Origin of the sequence: Nisaea sp., assembly GCF_017640745.1 — a bacterium.
Lineage (GTDB): Bacteria > Pseudomonadota > Alphaproteobacteria > Thalassobaculales > Thalassobaculaceae > Nisaea.
In genome coordinates, this window is sequence record NZ_JAEPQA010000006.1 from 125019 (window position 1) to 141141 (window position 16123).

The window sequence follows — 16123 nt, forward strand, 5'->3', positions numbered from 1 at the left end:
CGCTCGCAAGCCCGACAGGATTGTAGATTGATCTCTATGGACAGATTTAAGGCGAACCCTATTCGAAGCGCCACAAAACCATTGAAATACCACGGAAATATTTCAATCGGGAGGAAATAAAATCGAACCGTATTTCAGACAATTTTGATCATTTTCCGCGGTGATGGGCTGTTCCTTTGTCATTGTCGGAATTTCCAATCTTTCCAGAACAACGCCGCGTCTTTCCATCCTAGCGTATGCATGGCGCCGTCAATCGCGGCAGCGCGCTGACGCGGATAGGTGCGCTTGGACCGGCTCGCCACGGCAACGCCATCAGATGCAGCGGGGACGGCGCCGTATTCCCCCTCGATGTCGTGAGCAATTCTGGGACCAGCGATGAGACCCGACCTCGCCGGCTCTCGCGGACAGATGATCCCCGCAGCGCTCTCCCTGCATGGCAAGACCGTCCCGGCGGTGAAGCAATCCGCTCAGCCGAGCAGGTCGAGACGTGCTTCAAGCCAGATCAGCGACGGATAGGACGCGGCCCAGACCCAGACGAAGCGGTTGAAGCCGAACAGGACGAAGTTCGCGACGTGGAACGACATGGCGAGCACGAGGAAGATGGTGAGCGCTGCGGGCGACAGCAGAGCCAGAGGAAAGAGCAGTTCGAGCAGGATCACCGCCCAGCCCGCCGCGCAGAGCAGGCGCGGACGCGACGCCCAGCGCCTCGTCGCCTCGCTCGCCGGGTAGACGGAGAACTCGAACACATCCACCAGCGCCTGCCCGGTACGCCAGTCCCGGTGGATCACCTTTGACCATCCGGACTTGAAGTAGGAGAAGACGACCTGCAGGCCGAGATAGCCGAGGACGTATTCCTGCCACCGCCCCTCCGGTACGAAATGCACGGCGGCAAGCGCGGTGATCAGCAGGATGCTCAGAAGGTCGCTGCCGCCGTTATAGGGGCCCTGGAACCGCCTCAGAAGCAACAGCGCATTGACGAAGAGCAGCAGCGACACCCACTGGGTCTGGACGCCGGCCAATAGAAGCACGCTCAGGCCGAGACGGCAGAGATAGTGCGGAATCTCGTCCCGAAGACCGGAAAGATGTTCGAGGCTCTGCTGGATCAGCGCGATCGACAGGAGGATCTCCGTCAACCGGATCGCGGTCTCGAGGCTCATGAATCAAGCGGGTCGAAGGTTTCGAAAGGCGGAGAGACGAAGGCGACATCGCGCCGGATCATGCCTTCGTGGCGGCTGACGAAAACCAGTCTGAAGCAGAAAAAGGGAGCCGGCACCGCGCCATCTCCAGCGGCCCGCAGATCGGACCGTACACGGCGGCGGATCTCCCGGGTGCAATGCTCCGTCTGTCCCTGAACGAAGCGTTCGGCGCAATTTGCAAGATGCAGCGTTTCGTTCCAGCGCGCGTTCCAGAAAAACGCGCGCAGCCGGTCGAAAACACCGAGACGCAGAGGTCGGGACCGAAGTGCCCGCCACCCGGTCCGGTCATCGCCCGGATGCTCCAGCAGGCAGATCTCGACACGCGGAGACGGACCGATCACGTCGAAAAAGCGCCATGACGGAAACAGCGCAGGCAGAAGCAGCTTCAACACACCGGGAAAACTCACCACCCACGCCCCGCACCAGCACCCCACTTCGAGCCGCGTCCGCCGCATGCGGCCAGACACGTCAGGAACAGAGTGTCACGGCGTGCTTACCAAGAAGTAAAGGAACCAAACCGGCTTCATGCCGGCTTATGCAAGCCGACCCCCATCAGGCGGTCCACGCGCAACGTCGCGTCCCTCATCGCGGCCTCATCGAGCGTGAACCGCGCGAGCGTCACGAATGCAAAGGTCTCGCCCTCGATCCTGTAGGGGCAAATCAGGCGCTCGATCTCTTTCACGTAATCGTACCGGCCGATATAGGGCCCCCGTGAGAAAATTGCGCTGCGCTTGAAGACGGTCAACCCGAACTCCCGCGCCATCACTTTCTTGTTCTTGAGCGGAACGTCGGCCAGGAACCGTTTGGCCGCGGGGAAGCCGTTGTGGCTTTCGATGGCCTCGCCGACGACTTCGTAAAAAAAGCGCCGGGGCTTGCCGATCAGCTTGCAGAGAATCAGGTGGCTGAACAGCCTTGGCGGGATATCCAGGACATCGAAGCGGCCATAATGTGGGAATGCATCCTCCGCTTCGGTCTTATGTTGCCGCCAGCGCTGGAGAAGCGGCCGGAAAAAATCGGGAACATCCGTATTCGGGTCCGCGAGGATCCGGCGCTCAATCGTATCGAGATATTTCACCTACGCCCCTTAGCTTGCCGCAAGGAGTCGAAATGCGAACCGCCTCCGGCAACAGACTCGCCGGAAAGCAGCAGGCGACTCAAACTATAGAATTGATTATATCCAAAAAATATCAATCCTAAGTAACAAAGAAAATCCGGCTTCTGTGACCCTAATTGACTTGCGCCAATACCGGCCGGGACCTGGAGAAATAACCTTAGATCGGCACCGCCAAAGAATACCTGAGCGGCGAGACACGCACTCAGTCGCCCAGCTCGAACGTGCCGGTTTTCAGGAATGCCGCGATCAGCCGCAAGACGGCGGGGCGCCACGGGATCATGGTGTGCGACACTGCGATTGTCGTATGCGCCCGCATTCCCGGCAGTTTGGTGCGCTCGACCGCAACCCTGCCGTCATGCGCTCCACCGAACAAACTGCCGGCGGCCGGAAAAATCCAGCCGCTCGTCCCGGCGATGATCCCGAGTTCGTAATAGGGCGCCTGCGGATCGGTCCGCGCCTCCGTCGTCAACTCCTGTCCGGCGGGCCCGTAGAACCAGCGATAGAGGCCCAGCCGGTGCAGAAGGTCCGCGACCTCGCTGCCGCCATGCGGCGGCGCCAGCATCACCACCCGCCCAAGCCGGTCTTCCGGGATCTCCGCACGATACTTTTCGAGATAGCGCGCGACGACGAGGCCGCCCATGGAATGGGTGACGAAATGGACCTTGCCGGTGCCGTCCCAGAGCCCTTTCGCCCTAAGCTCTTTTCGCAGCCAGTCGGCAAGCGCATCCAGGCCTTTCGTGGTCGACGGATAGGAAAGCGGGACCGGTTCGAACCCCGCGCGCCGAAGGAAGAATGTCACCCCCGCCATGTTCCACGCCATCTGCGCGATGCCGTGCAGGATGACGACGCGGTCCTTAACCCTGCCTGCCACTTCGGCCGCCATGCCTCAGCCAAACCGACCGTACGCGAAGGGCTCAAGTAATTCGGGCTTCCGGCCCTCCAGAACCCAGTCCCGCATCAGTTCTGCCACCGCGGGCGCAATCGCCCAGCCATGGCCGGTCCAGCCGGCGGCATAGAGCACATGCTCGTTGCCCGGCAAATTGTCGATGATGGGGATATGGTCGATGCATTCGGCCTCGAGATGGTCCGTGTCGGCTGTCTCGATCTTCAGACCCTCCAGCGAAGGATAGACCGCGACCGCGTCGGCGACGTTGAGATCGACTTCCCTCTGGATCGGCGTCCCTCTGCGGGTTGCAGCGTCCCATGTGCCGGGACGACCGCCGGAGATCATCAGCCGTCCGTCCGGCTCGCGCTTGAGAGACAGGGTCCGGCTGGCATGCCCGACCAGATGGCGCACCGGATTGTCGACGAGCGGCGCGGAGACGGCGACGAGGAAGGTGCGGCTCCAGAGCGGCAAGTCGATCCAGGGAGCGACGAGGTCCTTCACCCCGGCATTGCAGAAAAGCATGAGCTTGCCCTCGACCGGGATCTCCTCGCCCTGGGTCGTGGCAAGGGCGGTGACTCTTCCGTTCGTCGCGACCAGCCGCGCCGCCTCGACGCCCTCGCGCAGGATTGCGCCGGCCTGACGGGCCTTGTCCGCATAGGCAAGCGTTGTCGTCTTGTGGAAGGCGACGCCGTCGCCGGGGCAGTAGAGACCGCCGCGGATGAAGGGCGCCACATCCGGCTCGAGCTCGCGCACCTCGCTCTGCGAGAGCACCCGGCTCTCGATCCCGAGGCGGTTCTGCAGCGCCGCTCGCGCCTCCGCCGGCGCGAGGTCGATCTCCCGCTCGAAAAGCTGGATCTGTCCCATGGTCTCGTAGAGCGGCGCGGTGCCAAGGCTTTCATGCAGGCCCGGCCAGAGTTCCCGCGCCCGAACCATCAGCGGGATTTCGCGGTAGTCACGCCCGTTGGCGCGCACGCCACGTCGCCCCGGGCCGCCGGAGGCACCCGAGGCGATGGTTCCGGCCTCGATCAGCTCGACCGCCTCGCCGCGGGAGGCGAGGTGCCAGGCGACGGCCGCGCCATAGACGCCGCCGCCGACAATGATGTGTTTGGACATGGGTTCGCTCCGGACCGGAAATGTCCCTCACCTATAGGCGAGGATGCCCGTCCTGTCGAAGCGCGCGGTTGGAAAAGGAGCTATTCGAACTCCATCCGCTCGAACACGCGGCCCGCGTTCTTGGTCGCGAGCTCCTCGTAGGTATCCAGGTGCCGATAGGGGGACTGGTCGACGTAATAGGCGTCCGCCAGGGACCCTCCCTTATCGAGGTGCTCGCGGATCCGGGCCCGGAGATAGACGAGATAGTCCTTCGTGTAGCGCCGCACCTGATCCATGTTCGTTGGATGCCCGTGACCGGGAATGACGTAGGTCGCGCCGAGCTTTTCGAAGCCCTCGTCCCAGCTTTCCAGCCAGGCCGCGGTGTCCGTCTCCTCGAAGATCGGCAGCATCCGCTCGTGGAACGCCATATCCCCGGCGATCACAAGGCTCTGCTGCGGCAGCCAGACGGAGACGTCGCCCGGCGCGTGGGCCGGGCCGAGATTGAGAACCTCGATCGGGAAGGTCCCGAACTCGACGACGTATTTCTCCGCGAAGGTCTCGTCCGGCATCACGACGGTCGTGTTCTCCGCCTTCTCCTTCTGCACCCGCTGTGCCGCCGCAAGACTGGCATGGCCGCTTGCCTCGAATTCCGCGGCAGCCTCTTCGCTGGCGACGATCTTCACGCCCTGGGCATGCCAGTAACTGTTGCCCAGCATGGCGTGGCCCTGACCGTTTTCGTTCACGACCAGGCGGACCGGCTCGTCCGTCACCTTCTTAATCTCTTCGTGCAGCGCCTCGGCCAGTTTCCAGGAGGCGCCGCCATTGACCACCACGACGCCCTCTCCGGTGATGATGAAGGAAAGGTTATTGTTGTGGCCGCTATTCTCGTAGGTCGGCGGCGCGGTCGCGCCAATGGCGGAGAAAACGTTCGGGATGAACTCGACGGGCTTGGAATAAAGCACCGAGCCCGGATACTGGTCCGGAATGTCCTGGCTCGCCTCGACAGCGCCCAACGCTGCGAGACAAAACGCAAATGCCGCCAGCAGTGCGGCCGAAATTCTCTTGAACATCTGATTGCTTCCTCCCCAGAGGGGTAACTTGCGGCGGTTGCTCCGCCTTGACGTGGTTCCGGAAAAAACCCCGGCACGGCGGACCGTGCCGGGGAGGTGGCGAGAGACTATTCCGCCGCGACCCTGCTGTCCTTGCCTCCAAGAAGACGGTCCGGCAGGAACCAGGCGATGGCGATGAACGCGATCCCGGTCACGACGCCGATGAGCTCACCGGACATCCCGAGCAGGGCCGGATACTCGGTGCCGGCGATGGTCCCGAGCGTCGCCTTGCCGCCGAGGATGTGATCGAGCAGGCCGGTCGCCTTCACGTTCTCGTAGGTCAGCATGTAGCCGAAGGCGCCGGCGAGGCCGCCGAGCACGAAGACCATCGCGTCATAGCGCCCGGAAGCCGCCGCTGCGAGCCCGGTGCCCGGGCAATAGCCGGCGACGGCGAAGCCGAGGCCGAGCAGAATGCCGCCGACGAAGACGCCCATATAGGCATCCTTGACGTCGAGATGACCCGGATCGACCAGCCCCGTCAGCAGGCCGCCAAAGGTCAGCAGCGCGGCGGTGCCGATCGCCAGCAGTATGGTCCTCATCAGATGCAGATTGGTCAGGTTCAGCATGCGGATGATGAAGTTCGGATTGGTTGCCCCGACGCGGTCGAGAGTGAAACCGAAGGCGCCGCCGATAACGATGGCGAGAAGGATGGAACTCATCTCAGCTCTCCTTTCGGAACAGAACGAGGGCGGTCGGAATTCCGGCCGCGAAGGCGCCGGCCGCGAAGATGAAGCCGGACACGGCGGTCTGCATCATCCCGCTCATCATGTGCCCCGAGGTGCAGCCGCCGGCCATTCTCGCGCCATAGAGCACGACGAAGCCGGCGAGGAAGGCGGCCACATAACGCTTCCACGGCTCATCGCCGAAATTCGCCCGCCAGACCGCCGGCATCGTCTTTTCCGCTTTCTCCACGCCACCGCGGAGGCGTGCGGAAAGCGCCGCACCGCCAATCAGGGCGAGCACGAAGACGAAGCTGTAATTGAGCGGGTTCTCGACATTCTTGGCGTATTTCCCGCCGCTCTTGGCGAGATACGCATTGGTGCTGGTGTAACCGCTCTTGGCCTCCGTCGACTCGGTCACCACCGAAGGAGAGACCGCGTCCCAGAGAATGCCGTCGAAGATCACGAATTGGGTCGAAACGCCGATCGGCTTGACCAGGAGGACCGCAGCGAAGAACACGGCCCCAAGCAAGAGTCCGCCGGCTTTCCACGTAAGAGGAGCGCGCATGGCATGACATCCTTTGTCTGCTGCAACAATGCGAACACGCCGTCCTCGTGACGAGGGACAGGACGCGAACGACATAGATTATACATATTCAATTTATTGAATATAACAATCAAATCTTCGCATATCCATGAATTTCGGACGCTTTGTCGCACTTCGGGCAGCGCAAGCAGAGATTGCGCGGTTTTTTCGCAGGCAGACGGGTTGGGCTTGGCTTGAGTTTTGTCGTAAAAACGAAACATAAAAAAAATATCGACCATGGGAGGAGACGCCATGTTGCGTTGCGTGGTCCCGGATGTTGTGACGAATCAGGATCTTCTGACGCTTCCGACGAGTGCAACCGTCGAAGAGGCCGCATTGCGGATGACGGAACGCCGGGTCCGTTCCGTTCTCGTGGTCGAGGAGCAAAAACTGGTCGGGATCTTTACCGGCACGGACCTCATAGAGCGCGTGGTTGCGGCCGGCATGAACGCGCGGGTGACCTGCCTCGGCGAGGTCATGAGCACGGATCCGCAGACGATCGGGCCCGATCTCCCCGCGATCGAGGCGCTCCGCATGATGCAGGCCGGCGGGTTCCGCCATCTTCCGGTGCTGCGGGACGGCAAGCTCGTCGCCGTGCTTTCCAGGCGCGATTTCGCGCGCGAGGAAGAGCAGGAACTTGAGCTCGAGGAAAAGCTCTGGGAAGAGATGTGACCGCTCGCCCCGCCTGTCCGACCGCCTGTGATCATCTTAAGAAAGCAGCTTTTTTCACTCTGTGAAGATTACGGCTGCATCCATGCATGGCGTCTGGACGGAAACTCCGGCGCCGTCCAAACTCGGCCCCCGAACAAACGGGGAGCGAGATACATGGCGGACAATGACAGAAACACCAAGGCGCACGGCTTCGCCCGCGGCCTGACGAATTACGGCGATTTCGACTTCTCTCTCTATCTGCGCCGCTCCTTCGCGGCCTCCATGGGTTATCTCCCGGAAAGCCTGGAAAAGCCGATCGTCGGCATCGCCTATACCGGCTCCGGCTTCAACAACTGCCACCGTCATTTCCCGGAACTGCTCGAAGCGGTGAAGCGCGGCGTGCTGGCGGCGGGGGCCCTCCCGATCGATTTCCCGACGATTTCCCTCGGCGAGGTCTATCTCAACCCGACGAGCCTCAAGTTCCGCAACCTGATGAGCATGGATACCGAGGAGATGATCCGCGCCCAGCCGATGGACGCGGTCGTCCTCATGGGGGGCTGCGACAAGACCGTCCCGGCGCAGCTGATGGGAGCGGTCTCCGCCGATCTTCCCGCGATCCAGTTGATCGGCGGCCCGATGATGACCTCCCGCTACACGACAGCGGCCGGCGACGAGGAACGGCTCGGCGCCTGCACCGACTGCCGCCGCTTCTGGGCGCAATACCGGGCAGGCAAGGTCGATGGCACGGAGATCCGGGAGATCGAGCGCCGGCTTGCCACCACGGCGGGCAGCTGCGCCGTGATGGGCACCGCCTCCACCATGGCCTGCATCGCCGAGGCGCTCGGCATGGCCCTGCCCGGCACGGCCGCGATCCCGGCGGTACATGCCGACCGCCTGCGCGCGGCAGAAGCGACAGGCGCCGCCGCAGTGCGGATGATCTCCAACCCGATCCGGCCGAGCCAGATCGTGACGCGGGACTCGGTCGAGAATGCACTCCGCGTGCTGCTCGCGCTCGGCGGATCAACCAACGCCGTCATCCATCTCACCGCGATCGCCGGACGCGCCGGGATCGATATTCCGCTCGACTGGTTCAACGAGCTTTCGGAAACGACACCGGTGCTGGTGAACCTGAAGCCGGTCGGAAGCCATTACATGGAGGACCTGTTCGCCGCGGGCGGACTGGGCGCCGTGCTCCGCGAACTGAAGCCCCTGCTCAATCTCGATTGCATGACGGTCACCGGCGAGACGCTCGGCGAACGGCTTGCCGGCGAGATCGGTCCGGTGAACCGCGACGTGGTGTCTCCGGCGGACGATCCGATCGAACCCAAGGGCGGACTTGTCGCCCTCTTCGGCAGCCTCGCACCCGGCGGCGCGATCCTGAAGCGCTCGGCAGCGGATCCCTCCCTGCTGGAGAAGGAAGGACGCGCGGTCGTCTTTAGCTCGCTCGAGGATCTCTCGGCGCGCATCGACGACCCGGACCTCGATGTCGAGGCCGACGATATCCTCGTGCTGCAGAATGCGGGACCGCGCAGCCCCTCGGGCATGCCGGAAGCGGGATATCTGCCGATCCCGAAGAAGCTCTCCTCAAAAGGTGTGAAGGACATGGTGCGGATCTCCGACGCGCGGATGTCCGGCACGGCCTTCGGCACGATCGTCCTGCACGTCACACCCGAGGCCGCGATCGGCGGTCCGCTGGCGCTCGTGAAAACCGGCGACCGGATCCGGCTTTCGGTCAAGGAGAAGCGGATCGATCTGCTCGTCGCCGAGGAGGAACTGGAGCGGAGGCGGGCCTCGTTGATCCTGACCGAGCGCGATACGGCGACGCTTCGGGGCTACGACAAGCTCTATGCGGAGCAAGTACTCCAAGCGGACCAAGGTTGCGATTTCAGGATGTTACAGGCGTTGGATAAACGCACGAATTAAGTGAGACATATATAGTTGCGACAGCCCGTGCTACACGCTATTGTACTCAAAAAGCTTGGCACGGGGTGGCGCAACTATGGATCGGGATAGTCCGCCGAACTGGAATTTCTTCGGAACGGTCGAACGACTGATCAAGGCGACGGAAGCGTTGCTCGATCGGCGGGCCGAGAATGATGCGGTCGATTGCGAGCTGGCGCGCAACATGATCATGCGTCTGACGGTCATCATGGAAGATGCCGGCATCTACATGACCGTGGAAGATCAGGAACGACGCCTTGAGCTCGAAACACGCCTGAAAAGCATTCGCGAGCGCTTCGATTTCTGCGACGGCGGCCTGACCCGGAAGACCAGTCCGGAGCGCCTCATGATCGGCGGAAACCGCACTCAATTCGGACGCGTGCCGGTCTAGACAATCATTTTCGAAACGTCCGAGCCCATCGATCCGCACTGCGACGGACCGACGGTCTCGCACATTTCCGCGTTCGCCTCATTCGGCCGCCATCAGCGCGCCGTTGAAGCTGTCGACGGTCGACCGCATGTCCATGGCCGGTGAGGTTTCGAGGAACTGTGTCCGCATCCGGACTTCCTCGCGCATTTCCTCGTCGGTGATCCAGACCAGCGCCAGAGACACTTCCCCGGAGGTGAAGGGGAAACTGTGCGGGTGCATCATCTGCGAATGACGGTAGCCATAAAGGCGCGGCGCCAGCTGCGCAGCGGTGATCTTCGGGAAGGTGTTACCAACGGTCGCATTTGCACCGGCTTCGATTGCGTAGGTATAGGCGAGCGTGGTGATGTACCAGCTGATGCTGTTACCCCGGTCGTAGCTGTGCAGCCCGCCCCGCGAGCAGATCTTCCCATCCAGATGCACCTTGTCCCGCAGCCCAGAATGGTGCCGCACCCAGCCGTGAGCCTCCGGATAATCGTAGAACAAACGGCCGGCCTCGAAATGATCGAGAAAATCGTCCGTATCGAAGAACCGGAAGGCGATCGTGCAAGCCAGATCGCCCGCCTCGTTCCTTATGTGCACATAGCGGCTGTTCGACTGATCGAGATTTTCCGGCTCGAACTGAGGATTCACGAGATTGGACTGGCGGCGAATTACCTCGCACCAGGCGTTCATATCCGTACCGCTTTCAACCGTGTAACCGAAGTTTTCCAGGTACCGGGAAAAGACGCGCCTGCAATGCGGGACCAATGCCGAAGTTGACTGATTCATTATCGAAAACCCCGTCTCAAAATTAACGGCGTTGCCGATCGACACAGCCTCGCCGTCCACATATCAGCGGCATTCTGCCAACAGCGTTTCGTTGCGGGTGCCGAGCCAACCTGAGTCAGGATGACGCACTCCCGAAAAGCGAGGCACGGCCATTGACTCTTTTTTGGCCGAATTACACCCGCCTACGTCTTAACTATACACGGTTTACGGCTAAATCAGACGCGGATTCGTTTAGAGTTTTTTAACAAAAACTGCGGACATGCTTAATACCACGATCATTCGACGCAAAATCAGCCCGTCAAAGCAACCTTTTCAGGTTTCAGCGCCGCCGTTCACCGCGATCATCTGACCGCAGACGAAACCGCCCTCGTCACTGCAGAGCAGCGCGACCATTGCCGCGATGTCGTCGGCCTCTCCGAGGCGGCCGACAGGAATGCGTCCGAGCTGAGAGCGGATATGTTCGGCATGTTCGTGATCGGATTCGTCGGGCCGGATCGGGCCGGGCGAAATGACATTCGCGGTAACGCCCTTTGGACCGAACTCCTTCGCAAGGGCCTTTGTCAGTCCCCAGACGCCATGCTTGGCGGCGGAGACCGGAGCGCGGCCCGCATAGCCGTGAATGGCGTTCATGCCGGCCATGTTGACGATCCGGCCCCAGCCGGCCTCGACCATCCCCGGGAGGAAGGCTCGGGAGAGATAGAAAGCGGCGTTGAGATCGACGGAAATGACCCGGTCCCACTCATCGTCCGTCATCTCGAGCAGAGGCTTCTGCGGGCGGATCGCAGCGTTGTTCACGACCGCGTCGATACGGCCGAAACGTTCCAGCGCGGCCTCCGCCATCTTGCGGACATCCGCGCTCTTTCCAACGTCGCCCATTGCGATCAGGGCCTGCCGTCCGGCCGCCTCGACCTCTTTCGCGACGCTTTCGCAGGCGGTCCGGTCGTGACTGCCGTTCAGGACGACATCGAACCCGTTCCGCGCGAGCCTGACCGCAATCGCGCGTCCGATATTCCGTCCCGAGCCACTGATGAAAACCGTCTTGCCGGTCGCCGTCATATTCATTCCTCCCTGAATTTTCAGAGAGGATAGCGGCACACCGGATCAGATGAAAAGCGCCGACCTTACCGGCGGCATCGCGGCGGCTGATCGTAGATTGTCATATGGGCGCAATCGCGCTCGAAAAACTCGGCCATATAGTCGAATGGCGTCTTGTCCGCGTAGGCTTCGGTGGCCACCCAGGCGGAGCCGGCGACAACACTCGCCGTGCAGCCGGACAGGCCGAAAAGAACGGCCATAAGGCCGAGAGATCTGATGAACGGACGCATTATGCCTCCTGTATAGCGACGCTTTTGTCACAAATGCTATTTAATTATATCAGCAGATCGCGGCAAAAGATACCAGAACAGTCACGGCACGGTTCTTGCTCCGTTTTCTTTGAGCGCGGAACAGGTTATGCCTGTCCCTATGCAAGTAGCAGTCAACAGCATGCGGAACGGACATAATGGGATTTAGTTGGACTCCTTCGGACCTTCCGAGACTTGCCGATCCCCACTTCATCGACGCCGTCGGTCATCTCGTTCATGCACGGCAATCGGACGGTTACCGGTTCTCCATGGCGCTGATGGGCTATCAGGCTCTGTTCTACGACCCGGCCTTCGAGGAACTGGTCAAGGCGGAAACCAAGATCGACCGGCTTCAGACCGTTGTGCACGAGATCCGCAGGGGATCGTTTGTCAAGGAAGGCAAGGATGGATGGGAAGTCAGTTTCCGCGCCGACATCCTGATCCGGAACGAGCTCGACCCGGCGACAAACAAGCCGGTTGGAGCTGTCGACTATGCCTCCGACCTCGAATATCGCGACCCGGTGCTCTATGCCACGGACGAGGACGGCTTGCCCCGGTTCCGCGCCTGGTGCAAGGAACTGGGTCTGGAAGCCTAAGCGCGCGGCGGCTGGCTAGTTGCTGAAGACTTTGTCGAACGGGATCGAGTACATCAGCATAAGCGACTCGGTCCCGGGATTCTGATCATCCAGGCTCGCGTTCGAGATGTGATGAAAGGTCAGGCCGAGACGCGAGTAATCCTCGAACCGGTAGGCCAGCTCCAGGCCGGAGCGGAATTCGACAGGATGACCGAGGTCCTTGCCGTCTCCGTTACCGTAGAGGCCGACCGCGAAGTTGGGCGTCAGGACCCAGCGCTTGCCGAAGAAGATATCGACCCCGATCCCGCCATAACCGTAGGTCGCTCCCTCCGCCGTCGCCATCAGCCCGACAAACGGTGTGAACAGCCAGAGCTTGTGATCTTCGGAAAACCGGTATTCGACGCGCACCTCTGCCGTCGTCTCGTTGTCGAGCAGGTCGTACACACCTGCTCCGAGCGACAGGAAGGCCGGTTCCTCCGCCCGCAGGGACGATCCAGACGCAACGATGACCGACATTGCCGCGACTGCGACTTTCAAAAACTTCCGCACGTTGCCCCCCTCGGCAAATCCGCGCGCATGATAGCCGCCGCCGCCGCCGCATCAAGTCCGGATCGTCGTCCGGATCCGTTCCATCGCGGCAACGAGGCTCCGGGCGATGCCTGGCTCCATAGCGGAATGTCCCGCATCCGGGACAATATCGAATTCGGATCCCGGCCAGGCCTGCGCCAGCATTTCCGCCGTTGCGATCGGACAGATCACGTCGTAACGCCCCTGAACGATGATCGCCGGCAGATGCGCGATTCGCCCGAGGTCGCGGAGCAACTGTCCCGGTTCGAGAAAAATCCTGTTGCGGAAATAATGCGCTTCGAGACGCGCCAGCGACAATGCCCGCCCGGGCTCGCCCGCGGCGAGCGCCGGCAATGGCAAGAGCGCGGAGCAGGCGGCTTCGTAGCCGGCCCAGACTTCGGCCGCCGGCTGATGGATGGCAGGATCCGCCGCGACCAGCCGCGCGTGATAGCTGCCCAGCAGATCGCCACGCTCCGTTTCCGGCAAGAACTGGTCGAACCGGCGCTTCGCCTCGGGGAAGAAAGTTCCCATGCCATGAAGGAACCAGTCGATCTCCGGGTCCGTTCCGAGAAAGATTCCGCGTAGCACAAAGCCGAGGCATCGTTCCGGATGCGCTTCTCCATAGGCCAGCGCAAGCGTGCTGCCCCAGGACCCGCCGAAAACGATCCAGGTCTCTATCCCGAGATGCTCCCTCAGACGCTCGATATCGGCCACCAGATCCTGCGTTGTATTGCCGCTCAGTTCCGCCACGGGCGTGGACCGTCCGGTCCCGCGCTGATCGAACAGCAGAACGTTGAACCGGTCGGGGTCGAAGAAGCGCCGGTGCGCCTCCGCAATTCCGGAGCCGGGGCCGCCATGCAGGAAGACCACCGGAATACCGTCCGGGTTGCCGATCATCTCCCAATAGATCCGGTGTGGCCGGTCGACCTCGAGATGACCGCTGCACCGGGCAGCGGTCCGCGGGAACAGAACTCTCTCGGACACGATATCTCCTGCGCCTGCTTCCATCCGATCACTGCGACATCCATATCCTCTGCAGCATCCGCCGTCACCCCCGGGCGGAACGGGGCGGGAAACATTGCTTGAGATGATCCAGGGCACCGTGATTCGATACGGCATGAGACCAATCCGCCGCCCGACCCGTCTGTTCGCGGGAATCCTGTTTCTGCTGCTCGCGGCCGGAGATGGCACCGCAGAGACGGTGCCCCTGCCGGAAAACGGCCCGCCGGCCAGCCTCGAAGACCAGGAGACAGTCGAGATTGTCGATGGCGACACGCTCGTGCTCGCGACCGGAAAACAGGTCCGCCTCGTCGGCATTCAGGCTCCCAAACTTCCGCTCGGACGCCCCGGCTTCGAGACCTGGCCGCTCGCGGATGAGTCACGGGACGCCCTTCTGCGGCTTGCGCATGGACAGCGCCTCGCCCTGCATTTCGGCGGACAGCGCGAGGATCGCTACCGGCGCTATCTGGCGCATCTGACCCTGCCGGACGGCACCTGGATACAGGGCACGCTGCTGGAAGAAGGATTGGCCCGGGTCTACAGCTTCCACGACAATCGCGCTCTCATCCCCGAGATGCTGGCCCTCGAGCGCCGGGCCCGCAGCCAAAAGCGCGGCATCTGGAATCTCTCCTATTACAGGATCCGGAACCCATCAGAGACCTGGAACGATATCGACAGCTTCCAGATCGTCGAGGGCCGCGTCGTCGATGCGGCCAGGGTGCGCAACGTCGTCTATCTCAATTTTGGCCCGAACTGGCGCACCGACTTCACCTTCAAGATCGGAAAGCGGGCTCTGGGACTGTTTTCCAAGGCCGGCATCGATCCACTCACTTTCACCGGCAGGACCGTGCGCGGCCGCGGCTGGGTCAAACCGGAAAATGGCCCCCTGATCGAAGTTACCCACCCCGAACAGCTTGAACTCTTGCCAGAATGACCAACATCGCGCTCTAAGACCGATGAATTGGCGTGCACATTCGGGAGAAAGATGGTGGCGGCGGTGATCGAGGCCATTCGTGCAAGATTGTCTGGCACCGGATCCGTCGCGGCTCTGCTCTTGGCCGCGCTCATCAGTGCCCCCCTGCTCTCGGGCTGCAGCACCAATCCAGCCACCGGCGAGCAGAGCTTCACCGCCTTCATGTCGCCGGAAGACGAGTTGCGGGTCGGGCGCGAACAGGACCCGAAGATCAAGGAGGAGTTCGGCGGGGCCTATCAGGAGGATGCGGACCTCGCCGCCTATGTGACCCGGATCGGCAAGAAGCTCGCGGCCACTTCGGAGATGCCGAATCTCGACTTCCGCTTCACCGTTCTCAATACGCCCGATGTAAACGCTTTCGCCCTGCCCGGCGGCTATGTCTATGTCACCCGAGGCCTGATCGCGCTCGCCGAGAACGAGGCCGAGCTTGCCGGGGTGATTGCGCACGAGATCGGGCACGTCACAGCGCGGCACAGCGCGGAACGCTACAGCCGTGCCGTGGCGACGAATATCGGCGCCACTCTGCTGGGCATCCTGGCGGACAGCCGCGCTGTCGCCGATATTGCGAGCCAGGGCGCCAACCTCTACCTCAAGGGCTATTCCCGCGACCAGGAATTCCAGGCCGACATGCTCGGCGTCCGCTATCTCAGCCGTGCCGGCTACGACACGGGCGCAATGGCGAGCTTCCTCTCAAAGATGGGACAAGCGAGTCGCCTGCAGGCGGAAATGGCCGGTTCGAACCGTGACCCCGACGGCGTCGACCTGCTCGCGACCCATCCGAGAACGGTAGACCGGGTAAGGCAGGCGCTCGCGGCGGCGAGTGTGCAGCATATCGCTTCCCCGATCGTCAATAAGGATGCCTTTCTCGACCGCGTCGACGGCATGATGTTCGGAGACGATCCGAAGGAAGGTCTGATCAGAGGCCGGGAGTTCCTGCACAAGGATCTGAATTTCCGCTTCGAGGTACCGCCGGGCTTCCGCCTCTTCAACAAGCCGACCCAGGTGCTCGCCGCCGATCAGACCGGGACGCGCTTCGTCTTCGACAAGGCGCAGCAGAGCGATGGCCTGCATCCCGCCGACTATCTGCGCTCACGCTGGGCGCAGGGTCATCAGGTGCGGGATCTCGAAACCATTAATGTGAACGGCATGGAAGCGGCAACCGCATGGCTGCCCGTGACGGCGCGTAACAATGAAACCTTCGTCCTCCGTCTCGTCGCGATACGTTACGATCCGA

At 62.1% G+C, this 16123-nt stretch carries 19 protein-coding genes; 6 read left to right on the forward strand and 13 right to left on the reverse strand.

All coding sequences use genetic code 11. From position 1 onward, the window contains the following. Window positions 1-467 precede the first annotated feature (467 nt). From JJ959_RS06795 to JJ959_RS06830, 8 genes are all read right to left on the reverse strand, one after another. Window positions 468-1157, reverse strand: a complete 690-nt coding sequence (locus JJ959_RS06795; RefSeq protein WP_292881235.1) for a hypothetical protein — start codon at window positions 1155-1157, stop codon at window positions 468-470. Next, window positions 1154-1603, reverse strand: a complete 450-nt coding sequence (locus JJ959_RS06800) for a hypothetical protein (protein WP_292881238.1) — start codon at window positions 1601-1603, stop codon at window positions 1154-1156. The genes JJ959_RS06795 and JJ959_RS06800 overlap by 4 nt, the downstream gene beginning before the upstream one ends. 116 nt (window positions 1604-1719) lie before the next feature. Continuing rightward, window positions 1720-2271, reverse strand: coding sequence for a hypothetical protein (locus JJ959_RS06805; RefSeq protein WP_292881240.1), 552 nt, complete (start codon window positions 2269-2271; stop codon window positions 1720-1722). A gap of 241 nt (window positions 2272-2512) precedes the next feature. Beyond that, the gene (locus JJ959_RS06810) at window positions 2513-3181 is read right to left on the reverse strand and encodes an alpha/beta fold hydrolase (protein WP_292881243.1); all 669 of its coding nucleotides are present in this window, start codon (window positions 3179-3181) and stop codon (window positions 2513-2515) included. A gap of 15 nt (window positions 3182-3196) precedes the next feature. Next, a complete protein-coding gene (locus JJ959_RS06815; RefSeq protein ID WP_292881245.1) occupies window positions 3197-4309 on the reverse strand; it encodes an FAD-binding oxidoreductase in 1113 nt (370 codons plus the stop codon). 80 nt (window positions 4310-4389) lie between these two features. Further along, window positions 4390-5358 (reverse strand): MBL fold metallo-hydrolase, encoded by a 969-nt coding sequence (locus JJ959_RS06820; RefSeq protein ID WP_292881247.1) that lies wholly within the window; start codon window positions 5356-5358, stop codon window positions 4390-4392. A 107-nt stretch (window positions 5359-5465) separates the two neighbouring features. Then, on the reverse strand, window positions 5466-6056 hold the full coding sequence (locus tag JJ959_RS06825) for a YeeE/YedE thiosulfate transporter family protein (protein ID WP_292881250.1): 591 nt from the start codon (window positions 6054-6056) through the stop codon (window positions 5466-5468). Window position 6057: 1 nt separating this feature from the next. Continuing rightward, window positions 6058-6624, reverse strand: coding sequence for a YeeE/YedE thiosulfate transporter family protein (locus tag JJ959_RS06830; protein ID WP_292881253.1), 567 nt, complete (start codon window positions 6622-6624; stop codon window positions 6058-6060). Window positions 6625-6894: 270 nt separating this feature from the next. Between JJ959_RS06830 and JJ959_RS06835 the strand changes: the two genes are divergently transcribed. From JJ959_RS06835 to JJ959_RS06845, 3 genes are all read left to right on the forward strand, one after another. Beyond that, window positions 6895-7314 (forward strand): CBS domain-containing protein, encoded by a 420-nt coding sequence (locus JJ959_RS06835; protein ID WP_292881256.1) that lies wholly within the window; start codon window positions 6895-6897, stop codon window positions 7312-7314. Window positions 7315-7467: 153 nt separating this feature from the next. After that, on the forward strand, window positions 7468-9216 hold the full coding sequence (locus JJ959_RS06840; protein WP_292881258.1) for a dihydroxy-acid dehydratase: 1749 nt from the start codon (window positions 7468-7470) through the stop codon (window positions 9214-9216). Between the two features lie 76 nt (window positions 9217-9292). After that, the gene (locus tag JJ959_RS06845; protein WP_292881261.1) at window positions 9293-9625 is read left to right on the forward strand and encodes a hypothetical protein; all 333 of its coding nucleotides are present in this window, start codon (window positions 9293-9295) and stop codon (window positions 9623-9625) included. 78 nt (window positions 9626-9703) lie between these two features. Here the strand turns inward: JJ959_RS06845 and JJ959_RS06850 are convergent, their stop codons facing one another. The 3 genes from JJ959_RS06850 to JJ959_RS06860 form a co-directional block, all read right to left on the reverse strand. Next, window positions 9704-10477: a hypothetical protein gene (locus JJ959_RS06850; RefSeq protein WP_292881263.1), complete on the reverse strand. Its 774-nt coding sequence runs from the start codon at window positions 10475-10477 to the stop codon at window positions 9704-9706. 267 nt (window positions 10478-10744) lie between these two features. Beyond that, complete coding sequence (locus tag JJ959_RS06855; RefSeq protein WP_292881266.1) at window positions 10745-11488, reverse strand: SDR family NAD(P)-dependent oxidoreductase; 744 nt, start codon at window positions 11486-11488, stop codon at window positions 10745-10747. A 65-nt stretch (window positions 11489-11553) separates the two neighbouring features. Further along, window positions 11554-11757 carry a hypothetical protein gene (locus JJ959_RS06860; protein ID WP_292881268.1) on the reverse strand — a complete coding sequence of 68 codons (204 nt, stop codon included), beginning with the start codon at window positions 11755-11757 and terminating at the stop codon, window positions 11554-11556. Between the two features lie 176 nt (window positions 11758-11933). On the opposite strand from JJ959_RS06860, the gene JJ959_RS06865 reads away from it, so the two are divergent. After that, complete coding sequence (locus JJ959_RS06865; RefSeq protein WP_292881271.1) at window positions 11934-12371, forward strand: hypothetical protein; 438 nt, start codon at window positions 11934-11936, stop codon at window positions 12369-12371. A 15-nt stretch (window positions 12372-12386) separates the two neighbouring features. Here JJ959_RS06865 and JJ959_RS06870 read toward each other — a convergent pair whose 3' ends face one another. Then, on the reverse strand, window positions 12387-12899 hold the full coding sequence (locus JJ959_RS06870; RefSeq protein WP_292881274.1) for an acyloxyacyl hydrolase: 513 nt from the start codon (window positions 12897-12899) through the stop codon (window positions 12387-12389). Window positions 12900-12950: 51 nt separating this feature from the next. After that, complete coding sequence (gene pip / locus JJ959_RS06875) at window positions 12951-13901, reverse strand: prolyl aminopeptidase (RefSeq protein ID WP_292881276.1); 951 nt, start codon at window positions 13899-13901, stop codon at window positions 12951-12953. A gap of 103 nt (window positions 13902-14004) precedes the next feature. Here pip and JJ959_RS06880 point away from each other — a divergent pair, with 103 nt between their 5' ends. Continuing rightward, window positions 14005-14850 (forward strand): thermonuclease family protein, encoded by an 846-nt coding sequence (locus JJ959_RS06880; RefSeq protein WP_292881279.1) that lies wholly within the window; start codon window positions 14005-14007, stop codon window positions 14848-14850. 54 nt (window positions 14851-14904) lie between these two features. Further along, a partial coding sequence (locus JJ959_RS06885) for a M48 family metalloprotease (protein ID WP_292881282.1) occupies window positions 14905-16123 on the forward strand: 1219 nt, incomplete at its 3' end.